Raw genomic sequence first — 20,430 nt, forward strand, 5'->3', positions numbered from 1 at the left:
AGTGATATTCTGCCGCAAACTTGGGAGATCAGCAAAGATGGCTTATTGGTTATTTAAAACAGAACCGTCAGAATGCAGCATTGATGACTTCGTTAAAGCGCCGGATAAACCTATCGTTTGGGAGGGCGTGCGTAACTATCAAGCTCGCAATATGCTGCGTGATAAAGTACAGCGCGATGATTTGGTATTCATCTATCACTCAAGCTGCAAAATAATTGGCATCGCAGGTATTGCACGCGTAGTTGCCTCTGCTTATGCTGACCCAAGCCAATTTGATAGCACAAGTGTTTATTTTGATGGAAAATCTTCACCTGATGTGCCGCGCTGGGTCGCTGTTGACGTAATCTTTGTTGAAAAATTTCCTCACATCATTTCGCTGGACAAACTAAAAAGCTCAGCTAAGCTGAATGAGCTGCCTGCTGTTCAAAAAGGCAGCAGACTGTCTGTTATGCCGGTAACACCTGAGCAGTGGCAAACGATTTTACAGCTAGGTTAAGCGGTATACCTGATTGAGCCTGAAACATGTAATCCGAGATGGTTGGAGCCAATTATGTCAAACGAAAGGCCCCAGATGGATAAGGATGTACACTTTTTCTGGGACGATCTGAATCTGGCACAAAAATTTTCTGTTGCAGAATTACAGCGCTATGGTTACGACTTGCTGTTTGTAAGACACATTGCTGATTGCAGTGTTGCTGTTCTTGCATCTGGCAATAAAATGGCCGCCATTGATATGGAAGGCCAAATTGATGTTGAGCCAAATATTGTTCTCAGGCATTAATAGCAGCTTCCAGGTTGCTAACTTTTACCGGAACTTGCTCTAATGCCAGAGAAACAACTACGGAACAAAGCTGTAAGTGTGAGGTCACACTGTTAGTGTTCCATAGTGTTGTTAATCTGGCGTGTTTTTGCATCATATACTCAAGTTGGCTTGCGCTAACAATACTTTGCCGACGTATTTGCGTAGCCATTGCCTGTTGCGGAGTTAAACCTTTACTACAATATTCTTTTACCACTACAGGCAAACTACTACATAGCAATTTGCATACTTGCAGTTCGTGTGCAGACAACATAGAGTTTACGGTGACATGCCCCAGCTTTTGCTCTAACACACTTTTTTGTTGTTCAGCCAGCTGATAGGTAGCCTGCTGCAATTTTAATATCTCTTGCTCACGAGCTGCCAGCTTAGTCTTTAGCCCTCGATTGGTTTTACCGACCTGCTCTACATGCCATAGCAGGTACAACATAACGACCATTATCACACCGAATAATGCCATCCAGATCATACTTCGTCTGTTCCCTGCTTGCTGCTGACTCGGGGCCTATGCCGCCGTATTATTTGTACCGGTATTATTCTACCTGTTGTTGCTCAGTAATGTAACGTCTTACTTGCTGTTCCAGTTGAACCAACGGCAAGCTACCATTACTAAGTAATACATCATGAAACTCTCTGATATCGAAGCGGTTGCCCAGAGCCTGTTCGGTTTCTACTCTTAAGCGCTTTATTGTAATTTCGCCCAATTTATATGAAAGCGCCTGCCCTGGCCAGCTGATATAGCGGTCGATTTCAGTGGTCACGTTGTGCATTGACAACGCGGTGTTACTGGCAAGAAAATCTATCGCTTGCTGCCTGCTCCAACCCATACTGTGCATACCCGTGTCTACCACAAGCCTTGCTGCGCGCCACATTTCATACGTCAGCCGACCAAAATTACTGTAAGGGTCTTGGTAAAAGCCCATTTCCATGCCCAAATATTCAGCATATAAGCCCCAACCTTCGCCAAAAGCCGAAGTGTAAAAACTGCGGCGATACTCAGGTAATTCGTTTTGCTCGCGCGCCAGCGCAATCTGTAAATGATGCCCCGGTACAGCTTCATGTAATGTCAGCGCTTCCATTTCATACAGAGGTCGCCGGTCAAGACGGTAAGTGTTTACCCAATAAAACCCGGCCTGATCGTCACGTGATGGCCCAGAGTATCGGCCAGTGGTGTACTTAGGTGCAATTTCTGCAGGAACAGGAACAACACCATAGGGCGTGCGCGGTAAGGTTTTAAATAATTTTGGCAATTCCGCGTCAGCTTTTTTTGCTAAAAAAGCGGCATAACGCATCAGCTCTTCCGGCGTTTTTGCGTAAAACTGCGGGTCGGTACGCAAAAATTGAATAAAGTCAGCAAAACTGCCATTAAATCCCGCTTGCTGAATCACTTGTTGCATCTCTTGTCGAATACGCTTCACTTCATTAAGGCCAATTTCATGGACCTGAGCTGGCGTCAATTGCAACGTGGTGTAATGCTGCAGCCTGTTTTGATAAAAGTCGGCCCCCTGGGGCAACGCGCTGGCGGCAATAGTATCGCGCGCGCCTGGCTGATATTCGTTAACCATAAAATGATAGTAAGCTTGATACGCTGGGTTCACTGCGGTACGAATTTGCATTGCCGCTTCATCGGCTAGCTGCTGCCATTCTGTGTCATTGATATAACTGGGCTGTGAACTAAACGGTTGATAAAAAACACTCTCAGTGGGCTCAGCGACAACATAAGACAAAATACTTTTTTCAAATCCGGCTAAAACCGCCTTGGGCTGTGTTATTCCAGTCGCAAGCCCTTGTTTCATCAGGTTGGTTTGCTGTTGCATATATCGGGGGATAGCAGCCAACTTTTGGATATAAGCCTGATAGTCTTTCACGCTGCGAAATACCGTATACTTTGGCATAAACCCCAGGTCGGTATGAAAACCAGACTCAGCTGTCAGCGGCATTAAATGGGCGCCAAAGCGATACTCATCAATTTCATTCGCCAGACGGTAAACTAAAATGGCATGGTTAATCTGGTTTTGTTCCGTTAAAACGCTAACATCAATCTGCTGCAGGCGCTTATACCAGGCGAGGCGTTGCTGTTGTCGCTGTAAAAGTGCCTCGGGCGACATATCAATTAATTGACCTGATTCCGCTTGATTAAGCTGTTTTTCAGCCCGCCAGAGTTGTTCAGTAAACTCAGTAAAACTGGTATCAGTATGCTGTAGGTAACTAGCGCAACCACTAAAAACAAAGCTGCTTATGATGATCAATAACGCTTTTGAACTCAGAGTGGTGTTCATTATAATTATTTCCACGATATAAAGACTGATCGATTGTAACGACTTTGTTTGCAGAATAAAGACCGCTCAGCGGAAAGTTGCCGTCTTTGGTCGAATTAAAACAGCGAAGCCGTTGTCGCTTATAAAGCCAGCAGTTTGTTGCTATTTTCTGCACCTTGATCAACTCTAGATGCGCAGTAGTTGCCAGCAGATTATATTCGCGTACTATTGAGCTGGCTTTTTATTTTTTAACATTTGCCCGACAACATGCCAAATAACACCTCTAACCGGATTTACATGTGATCTTATGAAGTATCAGGATTCACTACAACAAGCCAGCGACAAGGCAGCACAGGTTAAGTTATTTTTACACCGAGCTGGTTTAGCAGCGCACCCGGTAAATTATGCTGTTTGCTATGAATACATTAGTGGCAATAATGCTCAGCTGTGTCAAATAATTGAGCAAAAACTTGCTGCTAAAGCGCCGCTAGATGATTTTGTTATGGCGGATCTGTATAGCCGTTTTATGGCAGAGGATAACGCCCAGCAGCAACTTATGCTGCAGGATGCTGCCGGCATGGTTAGCCGCATAGCGGGATATACAGACGTTGCAGCAGAACAACTTGACGATTACCTGCAACAGCTGGACGACAGTATGCTGCGTCTTGAACAAGTCAGTAATGACAGCGTTGTCCTGACAGTGGTTAATCAGCTACATCAAACAACAGCTGATTTCAAACGCGACCAACAACAATTACACCAACAATTACTGCTTGCCAATCAACAAAGCCATCAATTACGCCATGAACTGGAACAGCTCAAGCAGCAACGCTTGCTTGACCCTCTTACCGGTTTATATAATCGTGCGGCCATGCAGAACCAGCTTGACGTTTGGTTTAGTGAAGAACCCAATCGTCGTATCGCCGCCATCGTTGTTAACCTGGATCATTTCAGTCGTTTTAATCAGCAATATGGCAATACAATTGGTGATGTTATCTTAGCTAAAGTTGCCCGAAAAGTTAGCAGCTATGTGAAAAACAGTGGCCTGCCTGTACGTTCTGGTGGTGAAGAGTTCCTTATTCTTTTGCCTGATGTCGACCTGCGTAGTGCCAGTGAGATTGCTGAACAAGTCCGCCGTGGCGTTGAAAAACTTCGCTTTGTTTCGTCACGCAGCAAACAAACCTTACCGAAAGTAACGATTTCGCTCGGCGTATCTTTATACCAACAATCAGAAAACTGGTACCAGTTTCTTGGCCGCACTGCAGAAGTCCTGCTGCTGGCGAAACAACGTGGCCGTAATCAGGTCGCCAGTGAAGCGATGTTGGCCACTTAACACACACATAAAAGCCAATAGATAAGTTGGACTCTGCGCGGTTATCTTTTACACTAGCCGCATTAATTTGCCGACAGGTTTGCAGCATGACAGATCACAATTCAAATACTACGCACTTTGGCTACAAAACAGTTGCTGCCGAACAAAAAGTGTCTATGGTCGCCGATGTCTTTCATTCCGTTGCCGCCAAGTACGATCTGATGAATGATTTGATGTCACTTGGTATTCACCGCTTATGGAAACGCTTTACTATCGATTGCAGTGGAGTGCGTTCAGGCCAAAAAGTACTTGATCTTGCGGGGGGTACTGGTGACATAACCGCTTTGTTTTCAAAACGGGTTGGAACAACGGGCAAAGTCGTACTGGCAGATATTAACGCATCCATGCTCAACGTTGGCCGAGATAAGCTTCGCGATTTAGGCTTGGTTGGTAACATTGAGTATGTTCAAGCCAATGCTGAAGCTCTACCCTTCGCGGACAACAGCTTTGACATTGTCAGTATTGGTTTTGGCTTACGTAACGTCACTGATAAAGATGCCGCATTGCGTTCAATTTTTCGGGTGTTAAAACCAGGTGGCCGACTGCTGGTGTTAGAGTTTTCCAAACCAGAACAAGCATGGTTGAGCAAAGTATACGATTTATATTCTTTTAAACTGTTGCCCGCCATGGGACAGTTGGTTGCCAACGATAAAGAAAGTTACCAGTACCTTGCCGAGTCTATCCGCATGCACCCCAATCAGGAAACGCTGAAGGCTATGATGCAGGAGGCTGGCTTTGCTGAAGTCAGTTATCACAATCTGACCGGTGGCATTGTCGCCTTACATCGGGGTTACAAATTCTAATGCTGCCTTTGCTGCCTCAGCTTGTTTGTGCCTTAGCGGAGAAAGCCATCGTTAAGCTTATTGCTATGGATCCTCAAGCGATGCCCCGGTTGTCTCGTATCGCCGGAAAACAGCTATCATTTCAGTTACGTGAATGGCCCACAACACTGGTGCTAAGCGCGACAGCCGAGGCTATTTTATTTAACCAGCATGATGAAAGCGTTGATTGCGCTATTCAAACCGATATCGCCAGCTTGCGCTTACTGCGCGATCCAAGCCAGCTTACGCGTTTAATTAAAGCAGACGCCCTACAAATTGATGGCGATATTCAGGTTGCCCAACAATTTAGCAGTTTCTTTGCTCAACTTAACCCAGACTGGCAAGAAGCACTGTCAGGCTATATTGGTGATGGTGCAGCACATAAACTCGCACTGAGCCTGAAACAACTGCAGCATTATATTAGTGCCAAAAGTAGTGCTGTGCAGCAGATGAGTATTGAGTTAGCGCAAGATGAGCTTAAATTAAGCCCGGTACCAGTTGAGATGGCCGAGTTTAGCGACGCAGTGAGTAAACTATCTGCCCGCGTTGACGTATTGCAGCAGCAGTTGCAAAAGTTTCAGGAGTCATAGTGCGTATCGGCCGCTTTTACCACATTCAAAAAACATTGTTACAGTTTGGTCTGGACGAACTTATTCCGTCTCAATGGCAACCCTGGTACGCCAAGTTATTTCGCCGTAGCTTATTCTGGCTGCGAAACCGCTATCCAGAACACCCTGTTGGTGTAAGGTTGCGGCTGGCATTACAAAGCCTCGGCCCGGTCTGGGTTAAATTTGGCCAGATGCTGTCAACACGTCGAGACTTGTTCCCGTCACATTTGGCTGATGAACTCGCAAAGTTACAAGACAAAGTCCCCCCGTTTGATGGTGCGCAAGCACAACGTTTAATCGAACAAGCGCTTGATTTGAAAAACATCTCCGATTTTTTTATCGATTTTGAACAAACCCCGTTGGCTTCGGCCTCCATCGCTCAGGTACACACAGCCAGATTGATGCAAGACGATGGCAGCTTGGCAGATGTTGTTATAAAAGTAATTCGGCCAAATATTAAACAGCAAATTCTTGCTGATTTAGCTCTAATGGACACTTTAGCGGATGCAGCAACCCGGTTCTTACCTGATGGCAAGCGTTTAAGGCCGCGCGAGGTGGTATCCGAATATCGTAGAACCATTCTGGACGAGCTGGATTTAAAGCGCGAAGCGGCCAACGCTATTCAATTACGCCGTAATTTCGACGGTTCTGACTCACTGTATATTCCTTTTGTTTATAGTGATTATAGCCGGGCGAATGTGATGGTTATGGAACGCATCTATGGTATTCCTGTGTCAGATATTGCCGCGTTAGAGGCGCAAGGCACAGATATGGAACTGCTGGCCAAACGCGGTGTTGAAGTGTTTTTTACACAGGTATTTCGTGATAGTTTTTTTCATGCTGACATGCATCCGGGCAATATTTTTGTTTCACGCGAGACGCCAACTAACCCCAAATATATCGGTATTGATTGTGGTATTGTCGGCACGTTAAATGCCGAAGATAAGCGCTACTTAGCTGAGAACTTTGTTGCCTTTTTCAACCGCGACTACAAAAAAGTCGCCCAACTGCACATAGATTCAGGCTGGGTGCCAGCTCATACCAAAGTGGAAGAGTTCGAGAGCGCTATTCGTACCGTGTGCGAACCCATATTCCAAAAACCGCTGGCAGAAATTTCCTTTGGAAACGTACTGCTAAATCTGTTTAACACCGCACGTCGCTTTGATATGCAGGTACAGCCACAATTGGTTCTGCTACAAAAAACCTTACTGTACATTGAAGGCTTAGGCCGTCAGCTATACCCGCAACTGGATTTATGGAAGACGGCAAAACCTTTCCTAGAAAACTGGGTTAAACAGCAAGTTGGTTTGCCTGCCATCTGGCGTCAGGTAAAAGATAACTTACCTTTTTGGGCAGAAAAAATGCCGCAGATGCCAAACCTACTGCACCAGTATCTTGAGCAAGGACCAAAGCAGCAGCATCAACTGTTGCAACAACTGCAACATCTGGCACAACAGCAACATAAGACCAGAACACAAATTGTTGCGGCAACCTTTGCAGCAGCAAGCTTAATAAGTGCTAGTATGTTGCTTTGCTTTGGTCATAATGCTGTTGCGGCCGCATTAGCCTTATTAAGCATCGGGCTCGCATTTAAAGCTTGGCGCTGAACCAGCTGATAATATCACTGTCACAATAACGACATACACTGATGACTCTGAAATCGTGATGTATTATTAAAGAGGATTAACCATGTTCGGCAATATCAGTATTTGGCAATTACTCATTGTATTAGCAATTATCGTGTTGTTATTTGGCACTAAAAAACTGCGTGGCATTGGCACTGATCTTGGCTCTGCAATTAAGGGCTTTCGCAGCTCAATAAAAGATGAGCCGCAGGAAGATGATGAACTCCCCGCTGCACAGTTGTCAGAAAAGGCAAAAGCCGACGCCGAAAAAACCACTGCCAATCAGTCAGCAGCAAAAGACAAAGTGTAAATGGGTTTCTGGGAACTGATTGTTATCGGTGTTGTAGCCCTGTTGGTTCTGGGCCCGGAACGCCTACCCGGCGCTATTCGATCCGTGCATAAAACCGTGCGTAGTGTTAAACAATTTGGCCAGCAGATGCAGGCAGAACTTAACGCAGATTTACGAGCCCATGAACTTCACCAAAAGCTTAAAGATGCCGAAGCCAAAGGACTGTTAAATCTGACAGATCAAGAACAGGCTGCGTTGACAGAGTTGAAGCAGGCTGCAGCTGACGTCAATACCCCTATTATTAGCAGTGAAAAAAAACATGAGCCAGAACGCTAATCCCGACAGCCTGCTTGGCCACCTTATTGAACTTCGAAACCGGCTACTACGTTGCGTTGTTGCAGTAATTGTGGTATTTGCCGCGTTGGCGGCTTTTGCTCAGGATATATATCATCTTTTGGCAAAACCTTTAATTGCGGTACTGCCTGAAAACAGCAGTATGATTGCAACCGACGTTGCAGCGCCGTTTTTTGCTCCCTTTAAACTCACATTTATCGTTGCGATTTGTTTTGCCATTCCCTATATTTTGCTGCAAGTGTGGCAGTTTATTGCGCCCGCTCTTTACAGCAGAGAGAAAAAGTTAATGGCTCCGCTCGTCATTAGCAGCACACTATTGTTTTACAGTGGTATAGCGTTTGCTTATTTTGTCGTGTTTCCAATTATTTTCGGTTTCTTTACCAGTGTCGCGCCCGAGGGCGTTACCGTTGCTACCGATATCAGCAACTACCTTGATTTTGTCCTTAAGCTGTTTTTTGCTTTTGGTTTGTCATTTGAGATACCCGTTGCCATTTTGCTAATGGTATGGACCGGCGTTAGCACACGCGAAGGCTTGGCTGAAAAACGCCCTTATATCGTCGTAGGCGCCTTTATTTTAGGCATGCTGTTAACGCCACCTGATGTCTTGTCACAGACCTTATTGGCCGTGCCCATGTGGTTGCTTTTCGAGCTTGGTCTGGCGCTAAGCCGCTTTTACCAACCCCGTTCTATAGAAGAATCAGAAGATCAGGAACAGAAGCTATGAAACCGTTTTATGCTATTTGCTTTGTTATTTCCAGCCTACAGGTTAGCGCAGCTTCGCCGGTAGAGCAGGCCCTTGAGCTGTGTCGGGCTGAACAAAATTCATTGCGCCGTCTAACATGTTACGACGCGATTAATACCGACATTAACCCAAGCACGTCGACCAGCGCAGTTGTGATATCAAAGCCTGCTGTTCAGGAAGCAATTGCGCTTAAGGAAGTTACAACTGCGGAGGCTTCAGTAGAGAGTAAGTTTGGTTTAGAGCACAAAGTAATTGACGATGAAGTGGCAGACAAACTCAGCGTCACCGTTAGTTCGGTTAGCTACAGCCCACGAAAAGAACTTATTGTAACCTTTGATAATGGTCAGCGCTGGCGCCAAATTGGCACTGAGCATTACAGTATCGCTGTTGGCGAACAGCACTATGTTAAACGCGGTGTTCTCAATTCATTTTTATTAGGCAATAATAACAACAACCGTTCTATAAAAGTCAAACGCGATAAATAATATGCTGACCTGGTGCGATATTGGCGTTAACATTTTTAGTAGTCAGTTCGATACCGATAGACAAGCTGTAATAAAGCGTGCCGCCAATGCAGGTGTTCGCCAGCTGATTCTTATTGGCAGTGATATCGCAGAAAGCCAGCTGAATATCAGCTTTTGTCAGCAAAATACCGGCTGTTATACCACCGCAGGTGTGCACCCACATCAGGCTGCTAATGTGAAAAGCGGTTGGCTTGATGACCTGACACTGATGCTAACTAAGCCAAATGTTATCGCTGTAGGCGAGTGCGGGCTTGATTTTAACCGTGATTTCTCACCACGCCCGGTACAGCAGCAGGTATTTGCCGAGCAGCTACAGCTCGCCGTATGTACCAATAAGCCGGTGTACTTGCATGAGCGCGATGCGTTTGATACCCAACTGGCTATGTTAAAAGAACAGCCGAAAATAACGGGCGTTGCACACTGTTTCACTGGGGACTCGGTCCAATTAAAAGCCTGGCTCGATCTTGGCTTATATATCGGCATTACAGGCTGGTTATGTGATGAACGCCGCGGCGACGTCTTGCGCCACGCATTACAGTATATTCCTTTAGATCGTTTGCTTTTGGAAACGGATGCCCCTTATTTGCTCCCTAGGAATTTGACACCAAAACCAGCCAGCAGATGCAATGAACCGGCTTTTCTTGTGCATATTGCCAACACCGTAGCAACACTGCGCCAACTGGAACTAAGCGATATTGCTAGAATTACAGTGGCTAATAGCAAGGAGTTGTTTAAGCTAAACAACTCGCTATTGGCAGTGGAGGCATAATATGGTCGACTGGCTGCCGTATTTTTTCGCTGGGTTATTAGTCGGTGCAGCTTTGGCCGGTATTGTCGGATATAAAATGTTAGTTCGCTGGCAGCATGCGGCTTCAGATATGGAAACCCAACTGCGTAGCCATAGCTTTGAGCTGCAAGTTACGCTTGATGAACTGGCAGAAAAAAACCAACAATTAGAGCAACAGAGCCAGCGCGATGCTCTATCAGGAATATACAACCGCGCATACTTTGACCGGCAAATGAGTGCGGAAGTAAAACGTAGCAGACGTGAACAACGCTCTTTGGCCATTATCTTATTCGACATTGATCATTTTAAAAAAATCAATGACACCTACGGACATTTGGCCGGTGATCAAGCAATTAAGCAGGTATCTGCTGCCATCTTGCAACAGCTTAAACGGCCCGGTGACAAACTGTGCCGCTATGGCGGTGAAGAATTTGCTTTAATTTTGCCTAATACAACGCTAGCAGGCGCCAGGCAACTCGCTGAACAGATCCGACAGTACATGGCAGACAACAAACTGCTGTTAGCAGAGCAGCACGTCTCACTGACGCTCAGTGCTGGCTGCTATGCTGCCATACCACAACCCGCCACAAACAATGACGAGTATATCGCTTTTGCCGACACCGCACTTTATCGTGCTAAGTCTGCCGGGCGTAATCAAGTGCAAAGTTATCCGCCAATAGCGGCGAGCGACTGCCTTGATATACCAGGAGAAGTTAATGAACACTAACCGTTTTTTCCCTGCCAGCCGTTTACGCCGTATGCGCGAACATGACTTTAGCCGTCGTTTAATGGCAGAGCATCAGCTGACGGTAAACGATCTGATTTATCCTATGTTTATTGTCGAAGGAGAAAATCAGCGTGAGGCTATAGCCTCGATGCCTGGGATTGAACGTCTTAGTCTGGACCTGTTGCTAACTGAAGCTAAGCAACTCGTCGAGTTAGGTATTCCGGCTATTGCGCTGTTCCCGGTTATTGCTAGCGGTAAAAAATCACTGCAAGCAGAAGAAGCCTGGAACCCTGAGGCACTCGCACAACGCGCCGTTCGGTTGCTAAAACAGCATGTGCCAGAACTGGGCATTATTACTGATGTAGCGTTAGATCCCTTCACGACGCATGGTCAGGATGGCATCATCGACGACAACGGCTATGTGATGAATGACATTACCACAGCAGCCTTGGTCAAGCAGGCATTGTCGCATGCTGAAGCGGGGGCAGATGTGGTTGCGCCATCAGATATGATGGATGGTCGTATCGGTGCTATACGAGAAGCGCTAGAAGAGGCAGGTTTTGTTAATACCCGTATTATGGCGTACTCAGCCAAGTACGCATCCAGCTATTACGGCCCGTTTCGCGATGCCGTAGGTTCTGCCGGTAATTTGAAAGGTGGTAATAAGAAAAATTATCAGATGGACCCGGCAAACAGTAATGAAGCCTTGCATGAGGTAGCACAGGATTTAGAAGAAGGCGCCGATATGGTGATGGTAAAACCAGGCATGCCCTATTTGGACATTGTTCGCCGGGTAAAAGACGAATTTGGCGTGCCCACTTTTGCTTATCAGGTTAGTGGCGAATACGCCATGCATATTGCTGCCATTCAAAATGGCTGGCTAGCGGAACAGCCGGTAATTATGGAGTCATTACTGGCGTTTAAACGCGCCGGCGCCGATGGCATTTTGACCTACTTCGCTAAAAAAGTAGCTATTTGGCTACAACAAAAATAGTTAACGCGAGTCTTTGTATGTCCTCTTTTAAACAACAACCCCGTTTGATAATCAGTCATCAACCAACACCGCTTGAGCAGGCGCCGCGCTTGTCTGCCAAGCTGGGAATTAACTTGCTGTTTAAACGCGATGACTGCACCGGCTTAGCCGGCGGAGGCAACAAAACCCGCAAGCTCGAATATCTGCTGGCTGATGCGCAACAGCAAGGTGCAGACACACTGGTTACCATAGGTGGCTTGCAATCTAACCATGCCAGACAAACTGCAGCGGCGGCAGCCAAATTTGGCTTTAACTGCGAATTGGTGCTGCAAGATGTTCCCGGCACGCCCAGAGTAGACTATTTAACTAATGGCAATATGTTTTTACATGAATTATTAGGCGCCACAGTTCATCAGGTGCCGGTAAAAGAAGATTGCCACCAGTATGCCAATTCGCTTGTCGCCCGCTTACAACAGCAAGGCAAAAGGCCGTATCTAATACCTATTGGTGGTTCAAACGCCGTTGGGAGTTTGGGTTATGTCCGTTGTGCACTAGAGCTGATCGAGCAACTAGATGAGCAGGCTTTAAAAATCGATCAACTTGTTGTCGCCACCGGCAGTGCCGGCACACAGGCTGGTTTACTGGCAGGATTGATTATAGCCGGAGTGGATATTCCGGTTCTGGGTATCACAGTAAGCCGTCCCGGGTCAGAGCAAGAACAGCTGGTGTTGACGCTATTGCAGCAAATTCTTCAACGGCTAGGCCTTGACCCGGCGTTAGCCAACGGGAAAGTGCATGCAAATGGTGACTATTATGGTGCCAGCTATGGCGTTGTCACGCAGGACTCACTTAATGCAATAACAACGACTGCGCAAACAGAGGGGATATTGCTGGATCCGGTGTACACAGGTAAGGCAATGGCAGGATTAATTGATTTATGCCAGCGTGGTATTATTGCAAAAGGGAGTACGCAGTTGTTTTTACACACCGGAGGTAGCCAGGCTCTTCCGGCGTATATCTCAGCATTTAACTGAGATTAACCGCTGCCATGTTTATTTAAAAGTGAACTCCCAACCTGCCAGCTGCTGATATTGCAGTTCTTGCTCCAGCTCAGCACGCATTAAAGGATGCTGTTCCAGCCAGCCAATTGGCATTTGTAACATGATCGCCTCACCTTTACTGCTGATGTTAACCTGCGGCAGTACTTCATGCCGCCGACGCATAGACAAAATTACTGCTAAGCGCAAAATTCGGGTTAAACGTACAGTCAGTAATACCGAAGTCATGGTTTGGCGGGCAATAACATCCCGGCTAATATCGGCACGATGGTTATGTACCAACGCCATAACTAATTGCTGTTGGGCGCGGGTAAAACCGGGTAAGTCAGAGTGATTAATTATGTAAGCGCCATGGTGATGGTGGTTTTTGTACTCGATGAGTAAACCTAATTCATGTAGCAAGGCACCACAACGTAACATGCTGTGCCCTTCAAACTTATTCAGATCCCAGCGTATTTGTAACTGATTAGCCAATTCCTCGGCCATTTCAGCCACACGCTCTGCATGTTGCTGGTCAATAAAATACCGCACCATCAAACTTTGTACGGTACGATTGCGCACGTCAGCATGCTGCAATTGCGGCAGCATGCTGTAAAGCACACCTTCGCGCAGGGCGCCTCCAGACAACGTCATACCGCTAATGTTTAAACAACGAAACAATGCGATTAAAATGGCCAACCCAGACGGAAATACCTGTTTTCGCTCTTGTGCCAAACCAACAATGTTCAATTGTTCCATGCGGCCACATGCCAAGGCTTGCTGCATAATGTCTTCTAAACGGCTTAACGTAATGACTTCATCTTTACCCTGAGCGACGAGGCATTCCTGCATGGCCTGCACTGTGCCAGACGCACCAACAGCTAGCTGCCAACCGGTTTGCTGATACTGCTGCGCGATAGCCAATGTTTCTTGCTCTGCTGCTGCGATCGCCTGATTAAAATTGTCTTCGCTTAACTCATCATCGCTAAAGTATTTTTCTAAATAGGTGACACAGCCCATATTCAGGCTGGATAACAACAACGGCGTAAAACCGGCGCCAATTACTACTTCAGTACTGGCACCGCCAATATCGATGACTAAACGGTTACTGTCACTGTTTGATGTGTGAGCGACACCAAGATAGATAATACGGGCTTCGTCTTCACCGCTGATAACGGTAACTTTTTGCCCCAGGATGGTTTCTGCTTCTTTGAGGAACGTTTTAACATTTTTGGCCAACCGCAAGGTAGCGGTGCCAACAATACGGATGTTTTCTGGTGGGATATCCTGCAGCCGTTCAGCAAACAATGACAAGCATTCCCAGCCACGCTTCATCGCTTTACGGCTTAAGACCAAATTATCATTTAACCCGGCGGCTAAGCGTACTTTACGTTTCACCCGACCAATAACCTGGACCGATCCACCAACCACTTTAACCATCAGCATATGGAAGCTATTAGAGCCAAGATCAATCACCGCATAGATATCCTGATGCGGTGATTGGCCGGTTGTTAAGGCCGGATTAACGAGGACGGTTGCGAGGAGCTCTTGCGCCATTACTGCTACGTCCACCTGAGCCACTGCGACTACCGGTTCTTGCCTGGCCAGCACGACGACGGACCCGAGGTTTAGGTGTTTTGATATCATCCAGCAAAGCGCTGGCATCATACTGGCTTACCGGTACCATATGACGAATATAGTCTTCTATCGCGGTAAGATTAAGTGCATAACGTTCACAGGCAAAACTTATCGCTTTACCGCTCTCACCGGCCCGGCCGGTGCGGCCGATACGGTGCACGTAGTCTTCACAATCGTCCGGTAAGTCATAGTTAAAAACATGACTCACTTTGGGTATATGTAAACCACGGGCGGCAACGTCAGTTGCGACCAGAATATCTAACTTACCGCTGGTGAAGTCTTCTAAAATGCGTAACCGTTTCTTCTGGATCACATCACCGGTTAGCAAACCAACACGATGGCCATCCATTTCCAACCAGTTATGTACTTCTTCACACCAGTGTTTAGTATTGGCGAATACAATGGCTTTATCTGGCCATTCTTCTTCCATCAACGTTAATAATAACGGTAGCTTATGCTCATCTGATGGGTAAAACAGTTCTTCACTTATGCGGCTGCCGGTCATTTCTTCCGGCGCAATGTGAATATGTTCTGGTTGATTCATTTTCTCAAACGCCAGTTCCTGCACCTTGTAGGATAACGTAGCGGAGAATAACAGGCTTAAGCGCTCTGTCGCCGGAGGCATACGGTTAAACATAAAACGAATATCTTTAATGAAACCTAAATCGAACATACGATCAGCTTCATCCAGCACGACAACCTGAATTTGTGACAAGTCGTACAAGCCCTGCTTTAAATAATCGATTAGCCGGCCAGTAGTACCAATTAAAATATCTACGCCTTTTTCCAGTAACTGCCGTTGAGTATCATAACCTTCGCCCCCATAAATCAAACCAAGGCGTAAGCCTGCCTTTTCGGCAAGCATTTTAGCATCCTGATGGATTTGTACCGCCAGCTCTCGCGTTGGTGCCATAATAATGGCTCGCGGCTGGCCTGAACCTTTTGGTTCGTGGGTCAGTAAATGGTGGAAGGTCGCTGTTAAGAACGCCAATGTTTTGCCTGTGCCCGTTTGGGCCTGCCCAGCAATATCCTTGCCGGCTAACGCCAGCGGTAAACATTGGGCTTGAATAGGCGTACAATAGCCGTAACCTTGCGCGTTAAGAGCGTCAAGAACCTGTGGTGCCAATGCAAAATCGGCGAATTTATGTGATGTTAAGTGTGTTTTATTCATACGGCGCTAAGCATAACCGTTACGCTTGCAATAAGGAACAGCCACGTTTAAATTGATAACACTTTTTTGCAGCGATGCTGCACAGCACTAGCGGAGACACAAATGAGCGAACATATTTTACAGGTTTCTGATGACAGCTTTGAAACCGACGTACTAAAAGCCGAAACCCCGGTTTTAGTCGACTTTTGGGCAGAGTGGTGTGGTCCATGTAAAATGATCGCTCCGATTTTGGATGAAGTTGCACAGGAATACACGGGTAAAGTCGCCGTGGCCAAAGTAAATATTGATCATAATCCGAATACACCGCCAAAATTCGGCATTCGCGGCATTCCAACCTTACTGTTATTTAAAAACGGTGCGGTAGCGGCGACTAAAGTGGGCGCGCTGTCAAAAACGCAGTTAAAAGAGTTTTTAGACAGCAACATCTAAATAAAATGAAAAAAGGCGTATTTTTATACGCCTTTTTTATTTCACCGCTGGACGCACCCATGGCCAGCTGCTATTGTGTAGCAAATAAATTGTGCAAAACCACGCTTGTCTGTCGAAAAAACCACTTCCAAACCTTATTTTATCGAACCGATAAGCATTACCCTGTTTTTATATCAACAAGAAACCCATCAATATGCATTTAACAGAACTGAAACTAAAGCCAATTAGCGAGCTGGTTGAATTGGCTGAGTCTATGGGCCTGGAAAATATGGCCCGCCTGCGTAAACAGGACATTATTTTCGCCATTTTAAAATCACATGCCAAAAACGGCGAAGAAATTTTCGGTGATGGTGTACTGGAAATCCTGCAAGACGGTTTCGGTTTCCTACGTTCCGGCGATAGCTCATACTTAGCTGGACCAGACGATATCTATGTATCGCCCAGCCAGATCCGCCGCTTTAACCTTCGTACCGGCGATAGTATTTCTGGTTTAATCCGACCGCCAAAAGAAGGCGAACGTTACTTCGCGCTGTTAAAAGTTAACGAAGTTAACTTCGGCAGGCCAGAGCAAGCCCGCAACAAGATTTTGTTTGAAAACTTAACGCCACTGCATGCCAATTCTCGTATGCGAATGGAGCGTGGTAACGGCAGCCGGGAAGATATCACCGCACGGGTACTGGACTTAGCATCTCCTATCGGTAAAGGACAGCGCGGTTTAATCGTCGCACCGCCAAAAGCCGGTAAAACCATTTTGCTGCAGAATATTGCCCAATCCATTGCCGCTAACCACCCAGACTGCGTGCTGATGGTACTGCTAATTGACGAGCGTCCGGAAGAAGTTACCGAGATGCAACGTCTGGTAAAAGGCGAAGTGATTGCGTCTACGTTTGACGAACCAGCCAGCCGCCACGTGCAAGTAGCCGAGATGGTTATTGAAAAAGCTAAACGTCTGGTTGAGCATAAAAAAGACGTTATTATCCTCTTGGATTCTATTACCCGTTTAGCCCGCGCTTATAACACCGTGATCCCTAGCTCAGGCAAGGTATTAACCGGTGGTGTAGATGCTAACGCTCTGCACAAACCTAAGCGTTTCTTCGGTGCGGCTCGTAACGTTGAAGAAGGTGGTAGCTTAACCATTATCGCTACTGCGCTGGTTGATACCGGCTCGAAAATGGATGAAGTTATCTACGAAGAGTTTAAAGGTACCGGTAACATGGAAATGCACTTGTCGCGTAAAATCGCCGAGCGCCGTGTGTTCCCTGCTATCGACTTTAACCGTTCAGGCACCCGCCGCGAAGAGTTGCTGGCGTCACCGGAAGAACTACAAAAAATGTGGATCCTACGTAAAATTCTCAACCCTATGGATGAGACTGAATGTATGGAGTTCCTGATAGACCGTCTGTTGATGACCAAAACCAACGACGAGTTCTTCGATGCCATGAAACGGCAAAAAAGTTAACTACACAAACCGGCCTTCGCGCCGGTTTTTTCTTGCCCATTTTTAACCGGTAAGACGTTGCACTACTTTATTTTTGACAGAAGGAAGTAGCATATGACACGCCCACGCATACTAATTGTTGGCGGAGGAGCTGGCGGCCTGGAACTGGCAACCCGCTTAGGTAATAAGTTAGGTCGCCGCGGCAAAGCGCATATTACTTTAGTAGACCGTAACCACACTCACATTTGGAAACCCTTACTACACGAAGTTGCTACCGGCACATTAGACATCGAAATTGATCAGCTCAGTTACCGCGCCCATGCCGCTGCACACGGTTTTGATTTTCAATTAGGCCGTTTTGACGGCCTGAACCGGCAACAGCAAAAAGTTATTTTGGCCCCCGTATTTGCTGACGAAGGCGAGGAAGTGCTAGCAGCAAGAGAACTGGACTATGACTACTTGGTGTTGGCCATCGGCAGTGTGTCAAACCACTTCAATACCCCTGGCGTAGCAGAGCATTGCATCTTTTTAGATAGTCCGGCACAGGCACAGCGCTTTCATCGACACTTACTTGACGCCTATTTAAAGCTGAATTCACCCCGCCATCCGAAAGAAACGCTCAATATTGCCATCGTTGGTGCAGGCGCTACCGGAGTTGAACTAGCAGCTGAGCTATATCATGCCGCCGCCGAACTCAACTTGTATGGCTTTGCTGACTTACGAAAAGCGCGTTTAAACATCAGTGTGATAGAGGCCGGGCCGCGTATTTTACCTGCGCTACCTGAGCGCATTGCCATTGCTGCGCAAAAAGAACTAGAAAAACTGGGCGTTAAGGTACGTACCAATACTAAAGTCACGGCGGCGAACAGCACTGGGCTGCAGTTAGGAAGTGAGCAGTTGGACGCCGAACTGATGGTATGGGCTGCAGGTATTAAAGCGCCAGATTTTTTACATCACCTTGACGGCCTGGAAAACAACCGCATTAATCAGCTACTGGTAAACAGCAAGCTACAAACCACGCTGGACAGCCGCATCTATGCTATTGGTGATTGTGCCGGCTGCCCTTTACCAGACAACAAATGGGTGCCACCACGAGCACAGTCGGCGCATCAAATGGCCAGTTCTGTTGCCGATAATATTTTGGCTGAGTTAAATGGCAAATCGCTACGTGAATTCACCTACAAAGATCATGGATCACTGATTTCGTTAAGCCGCTTTGGTACCGTTGGCAGCCTCATGGGCAACCTGGTTGGTGGTGCCATGATGATTGAAGGCCGCATTGCCAGACTGGCTTATATTTCGCTTTATCGAATGCATCAGGTTGCGCTACATGGCTGGTTAAAGATGTTGGTTATCAGCTTAGTAGCGCGCATCAATCGCATCGTGCGACCGCGCCTTAAGCTACACTAAGGCCTGCTGTAGCCTCCAATCAGTACGCAAGACTTGCTAGGCGGCACCCTGAAGTTGACTTGCAAAATAACAGTCAATTTCGGGTGCGCAATGCCAGTTAACCAATAATATGATGCACCAATGGGGCTGCAGTAACTTGTTCCGCTATCGATAGCGCAGCCAGATACTCTGCAGAAGCTATCGTTGCCGCCTCTATACTGGCAGCGTGCACGCAAGCAATGACATCGCCCTGCTGCACTTTGCTACCACCGGCTAAAATATGACTAAAACCGACGGCGGGGTCTATTTGCTGACTAGGGTGAGAGCGGCCGCCACCCAAGCGCACTACTGCCATACCAAGCCCAACAGTATTGGTATAGTTTAGGTAGCCGCTTGTCGGTGCAACAATGTCCTGTACCACAGGTGCGCTTGCGAGATACTGCTGTGGCTTTTCCAGTAAATCAACCGGGCCACCTAAGGCTGAAACCATTTGTGCAAAAATTTCAGCGGCTTTGCCTGAGCTTAAACTGTACTCCAACGCTGCAATAGCGGAGGCTTTATCTTTATGCAGCCCACCCAACATCAGCATATTGGCGCCAAGCTCCAGTGTTACCTGATGTAAGCGTGGCTCACGGTATTTGCCGGTTAAATAATCCAGTGTTTCAACAACTTCTAGCGCATTACCGGCAGTACGACCTAAAATCTGGTTCATGTCTGTTAGCAGTGCGCGCGTTGGCACACCCGCCCCATTGGCGACATTGACAATGCTGCTGGCCAACGCAGACGCATCATCTACCGTACGCATAATGGCACCATTGCCAATTTTTACGTCCATTACCAAGGCATCTAAACCTTCTGACAGCTTTTTGGACAAAATTGACGCGGTGATAAGGGGGATAGATTCAACGGTGGCTGTGACATCACGAATAGCATATAAGCGACGGTCGGCCGGCGCCAGCTGGCTACTTTGTCCAACAATAACGCAGCCCAATTGTGGTAATAATTGCTCAATTTTATCCAAGGGTTGCGTACAACTATACCCAGGGATCGTTTCCAGTTTATCTACCGTGCCGCCAGTATGCCCTAAGCCACGACCGGCAATGCTGGGCATAAAAGCACCACACGCTGCTACCATGGGTGCCAGCATCAAGGTTACTTTGTCACCCACGCCGCCGGTGCTGTGCTTATCCACCACCGGGCCATTTAGCTTACCTTGCCAGTTTAGTACCGTACCGCTGTCACGCATGGCTAGCGTTAACGCGACGATTTCGTCTACATTCATACCATTTAAGTAAATGGCCATCGCCAATGCCGCTACCTGGCCTTCGCTAAAGCTGTCATCGGTTAAGCCGCGGACAAACTGGCTAATCTCGGCCGGGTTTAACTGGCCACCATTACGCTTGGTTTTAATAATTTCCTGCGGGATCATAT

At 46.9% G+C, this 20,430-nt stretch carries 22 protein-coding genes; 17 read left to right on the forward strand and 5 right to left on the reverse strand.

Features of this window, described 5'->3' with window-relative positions:
- Positions 1–37 precede the first annotated feature (37 nt).
- Positions 38–496, forward strand: coding sequence for an EVE domain-containing protein (locus H595_RS0110565; RefSeq protein ID WP_027671194.1), 459 nt, complete (start codon positions 38–40; stop codon positions 494–496).
- A 54-nt stretch (positions 497–550) separates the two neighbouring features.
- Entirely contained in the window at positions 551–781 is a 231-nt protein-coding gene (locus H595_RS0110570; protein ID WP_027671195.1) for a hypothetical protein, read from the forward strand.
- On the opposite strand, the gene H595_RS0110575 is transcribed toward H595_RS0110570, so the two are convergent.
- Together H595_RS0110575 and H595_RS0110580 are read right to left on the reverse strand one after the other, a co-directional pair.
- Positions 771–1,286 carry a hypothetical protein gene (locus H595_RS0110575; protein ID WP_027671196.1) on the reverse strand — a complete coding sequence of 172 codons (516 nt, stop codon included), beginning with the start codon at positions 1,284–1,286 and terminating at the stop codon, positions 771–773. The two genes, H595_RS0110570 and H595_RS0110575, sit on opposite strands and share 11 nt — an antisense overlap.
- A 64-nt stretch (positions 1,287–1,350) precedes the next feature.
- Positions 1,351–3,096, reverse strand: a complete 1,746-nt coding sequence (locus H595_RS0110580) for a DUF885 domain-containing protein (protein WP_037054434.1) — start codon at positions 3,094–3,096, stop codon at positions 1,351–1,353.
- Positions 3,097–3,382: 286 nt separating this feature from the next.
- Here H595_RS0110580 and H595_RS0110585 point away from each other — a divergent pair, with 286 nt between their 5' ends.
- The 12 genes from H595_RS0110585 (at position 3,383) to H595_RS0110640 (ending at position 12,931) form a co-directional block, all read left to right on the forward strand.
- Positions 3,383–4,408: a GGDEF domain-containing protein gene (locus H595_RS0110585; protein ID WP_027671198.1), complete on the forward strand. Its 1,026-nt coding sequence runs from the start codon at positions 3,383–3,385 to the stop codon at positions 4,406–4,408.
- Between the two features lie 86 nt (positions 4,409–4,494).
- Positions 4,495–5,250: a bifunctional demethylmenaquinone methyltransferase/2-methoxy-6-polyprenyl-1,4-benzoquinol methylase UbiE gene (gene ubiE / locus H595_RS0110590; protein ID WP_027671199.1), complete on the forward strand. Its 756-nt coding sequence runs from the start codon at positions 4,495–4,497 to the stop codon at positions 5,248–5,250.
- Complete coding sequence (locus H595_RS0110595) at positions 5,250–5,858, forward strand: ubiquinone biosynthesis accessory factor UbiJ (RefSeq protein ID WP_027671200.1); 609 nt, start codon at positions 5,250–5,252, stop codon at positions 5,856–5,858. The genes ubiE and H595_RS0110595 overlap by 1 nt, the downstream gene beginning before the upstream one ends.
- Complete coding sequence (gene ubiB, locus H595_RS0110600) at positions 5,858–7,483, forward strand: ubiquinone biosynthesis regulatory protein kinase UbiB (RefSeq protein WP_027671201.1); 1,626 nt, start codon at positions 5,858–5,860, stop codon at positions 7,481–7,483. Before H595_RS0110595 ends, ubiB begins: the two co-directional genes overlap by 1 nt.
- An 82-nt stretch (positions 7,484–7,565) precedes the next feature.
- Positions 7,566–7,811, forward strand: coding sequence for a Sec-independent protein translocase subunit TatA (locus tag H595_RS0110605; protein ID WP_027671202.1), 246 nt, complete (start codon positions 7,566–7,568; stop codon positions 7,809–7,811).
- Positions 7,812–8,126: a Sec-independent protein translocase protein TatB gene (tatB, locus tag H595_RS0110610; protein ID WP_027671203.1), complete on the forward strand. Its 315-nt coding sequence runs from the start codon at positions 7,812–7,814 to the stop codon at positions 8,124–8,126.
- On the forward strand, positions 8,110–8,868 hold the full coding sequence (tatC, locus tag H595_RS0110615; RefSeq protein WP_027671204.1) for a twin-arginine translocase subunit TatC: 759 nt from the start codon (positions 8,110–8,112) through the stop codon (positions 8,866–8,868). The genes tatB and tatC overlap by 17 nt, the downstream gene beginning before the upstream one ends.
- Positions 8,865–9,371: a hypothetical protein gene (locus tag H595_RS0110620; RefSeq protein WP_027671205.1), complete on the forward strand. Its 507-nt coding sequence runs from the start codon at positions 8,865–8,867 to the stop codon at positions 9,369–9,371. Before tatC ends, H595_RS0110620 begins: the two co-directional genes overlap by 4 nt.
- Position 9,372: 1 nt before the next feature.
- Positions 9,373–10,179, forward strand: a complete 807-nt coding sequence (locus H595_RS0110625) for a TatD family hydrolase (protein WP_027671206.1) — start codon at positions 9,373–9,375, stop codon at positions 10,177–10,179.
- 1 nt (position 10,180) lies between these two features.
- Complete coding sequence (locus H595_RS22060) at positions 10,181–10,924, forward strand: GGDEF domain-containing protein (protein ID WP_037054437.1); 744 nt, start codon at positions 10,181–10,183, stop codon at positions 10,922–10,924.
- Positions 10,914–11,918: a porphobilinogen synthase gene (gene hemB / locus H595_RS0110635; protein WP_027671207.1), complete on the forward strand. Its 1,005-nt coding sequence runs from the start codon at positions 10,914–10,916 to the stop codon at positions 11,916–11,918. The genes H595_RS22060 and hemB overlap by 11 nt, the downstream gene beginning before the upstream one ends.
- A 17-nt stretch (positions 11,919–11,935) precedes the next feature.
- Positions 11,936–12,931 (forward strand): D-cysteine desulfhydrase family protein, encoded by a 996-nt coding sequence (locus H595_RS0110640; RefSeq protein ID WP_027671208.1) that lies wholly within the window; start codon positions 11,936–11,938, stop codon positions 12,929–12,931.
- Positions 12,932–12,949: 18 nt separating this feature from the next.
- Here H595_RS0110640 and gppA read toward each other — a convergent pair whose 3' ends face one another.
- A complete protein-coding gene (gene gppA / locus H595_RS0110645) occupies positions 12,950–14,515 on the reverse strand; it encodes a guanosine-5'-triphosphate,3'-diphosphate diphosphatase (protein WP_338109717.1) in 1,566 nt (521 codons plus the stop codon).
- On the reverse strand, positions 14,457–15,743 hold the full coding sequence (rhlB, locus tag H595_RS0110650) for an ATP-dependent RNA helicase RhlB (protein ID WP_027671210.1): 1,287 nt from the start codon (positions 15,741–15,743) through the stop codon (positions 14,457–14,459). The genes gppA and rhlB overlap by 59 nt, the downstream gene beginning before the upstream one ends.
- Before the next feature lie 102 nt (positions 15,744–15,845).
- Between rhlB and trxA the strand changes: the two genes are divergently transcribed.
- The 3 genes from trxA (at position 15,846) to H595_RS0110665 (ending at position 19,020) form a co-directional block, all read left to right on the forward strand.
- Positions 15,846–16,172, forward strand: a complete 327-nt coding sequence (gene trxA / locus H595_RS0110655) for a thioredoxin TrxA (RefSeq protein ID WP_027671211.1) — start codon at positions 15,846–15,848, stop codon at positions 16,170–16,172.
- Positions 16,173–16,365: 193 nt separating this feature from the next.
- Positions 16,366–17,631, forward strand: coding sequence for a transcription termination factor Rho (gene rho, locus H595_RS0110660; protein ID WP_027671212.1), 1,266 nt, complete (start codon positions 16,366–16,368; stop codon positions 17,629–17,631).
- Positions 17,632–17,724: 93 nt separating this feature from the next.
- Positions 17,725–19,020 (forward strand): NAD(P)/FAD-dependent oxidoreductase, encoded by a 1,296-nt coding sequence (locus H595_RS0110665; RefSeq protein ID WP_027671213.1) that lies wholly within the window; start codon positions 17,725–17,727, stop codon positions 19,018–19,020.
- Positions 19,021–19,117: 97 nt separating this feature from the next.
- Here the strand turns inward: H595_RS0110665 and deoA are convergent, their stop codons facing one another.
- A complete protein-coding gene (deoA, locus tag H595_RS0110670; protein WP_027671214.1) occupies positions 19,118–20,428 on the reverse strand; it encodes a thymidine phosphorylase in 1,311 nt (436 codons plus the stop codon).
- Between the last annotated feature and the right edge of the window lie 2 nt (positions 20,429–20,430).

The sequence above is a fragment of the Rheinheimera baltica DSM 14885 genome (genome assembly GCF_000425345.1).
Taxonomy (GTDB): domain Bacteria; phylum Pseudomonadota; class Gammaproteobacteria; order Enterobacterales; family Alteromonadaceae; genus Alishewanella; species Alishewanella baltica.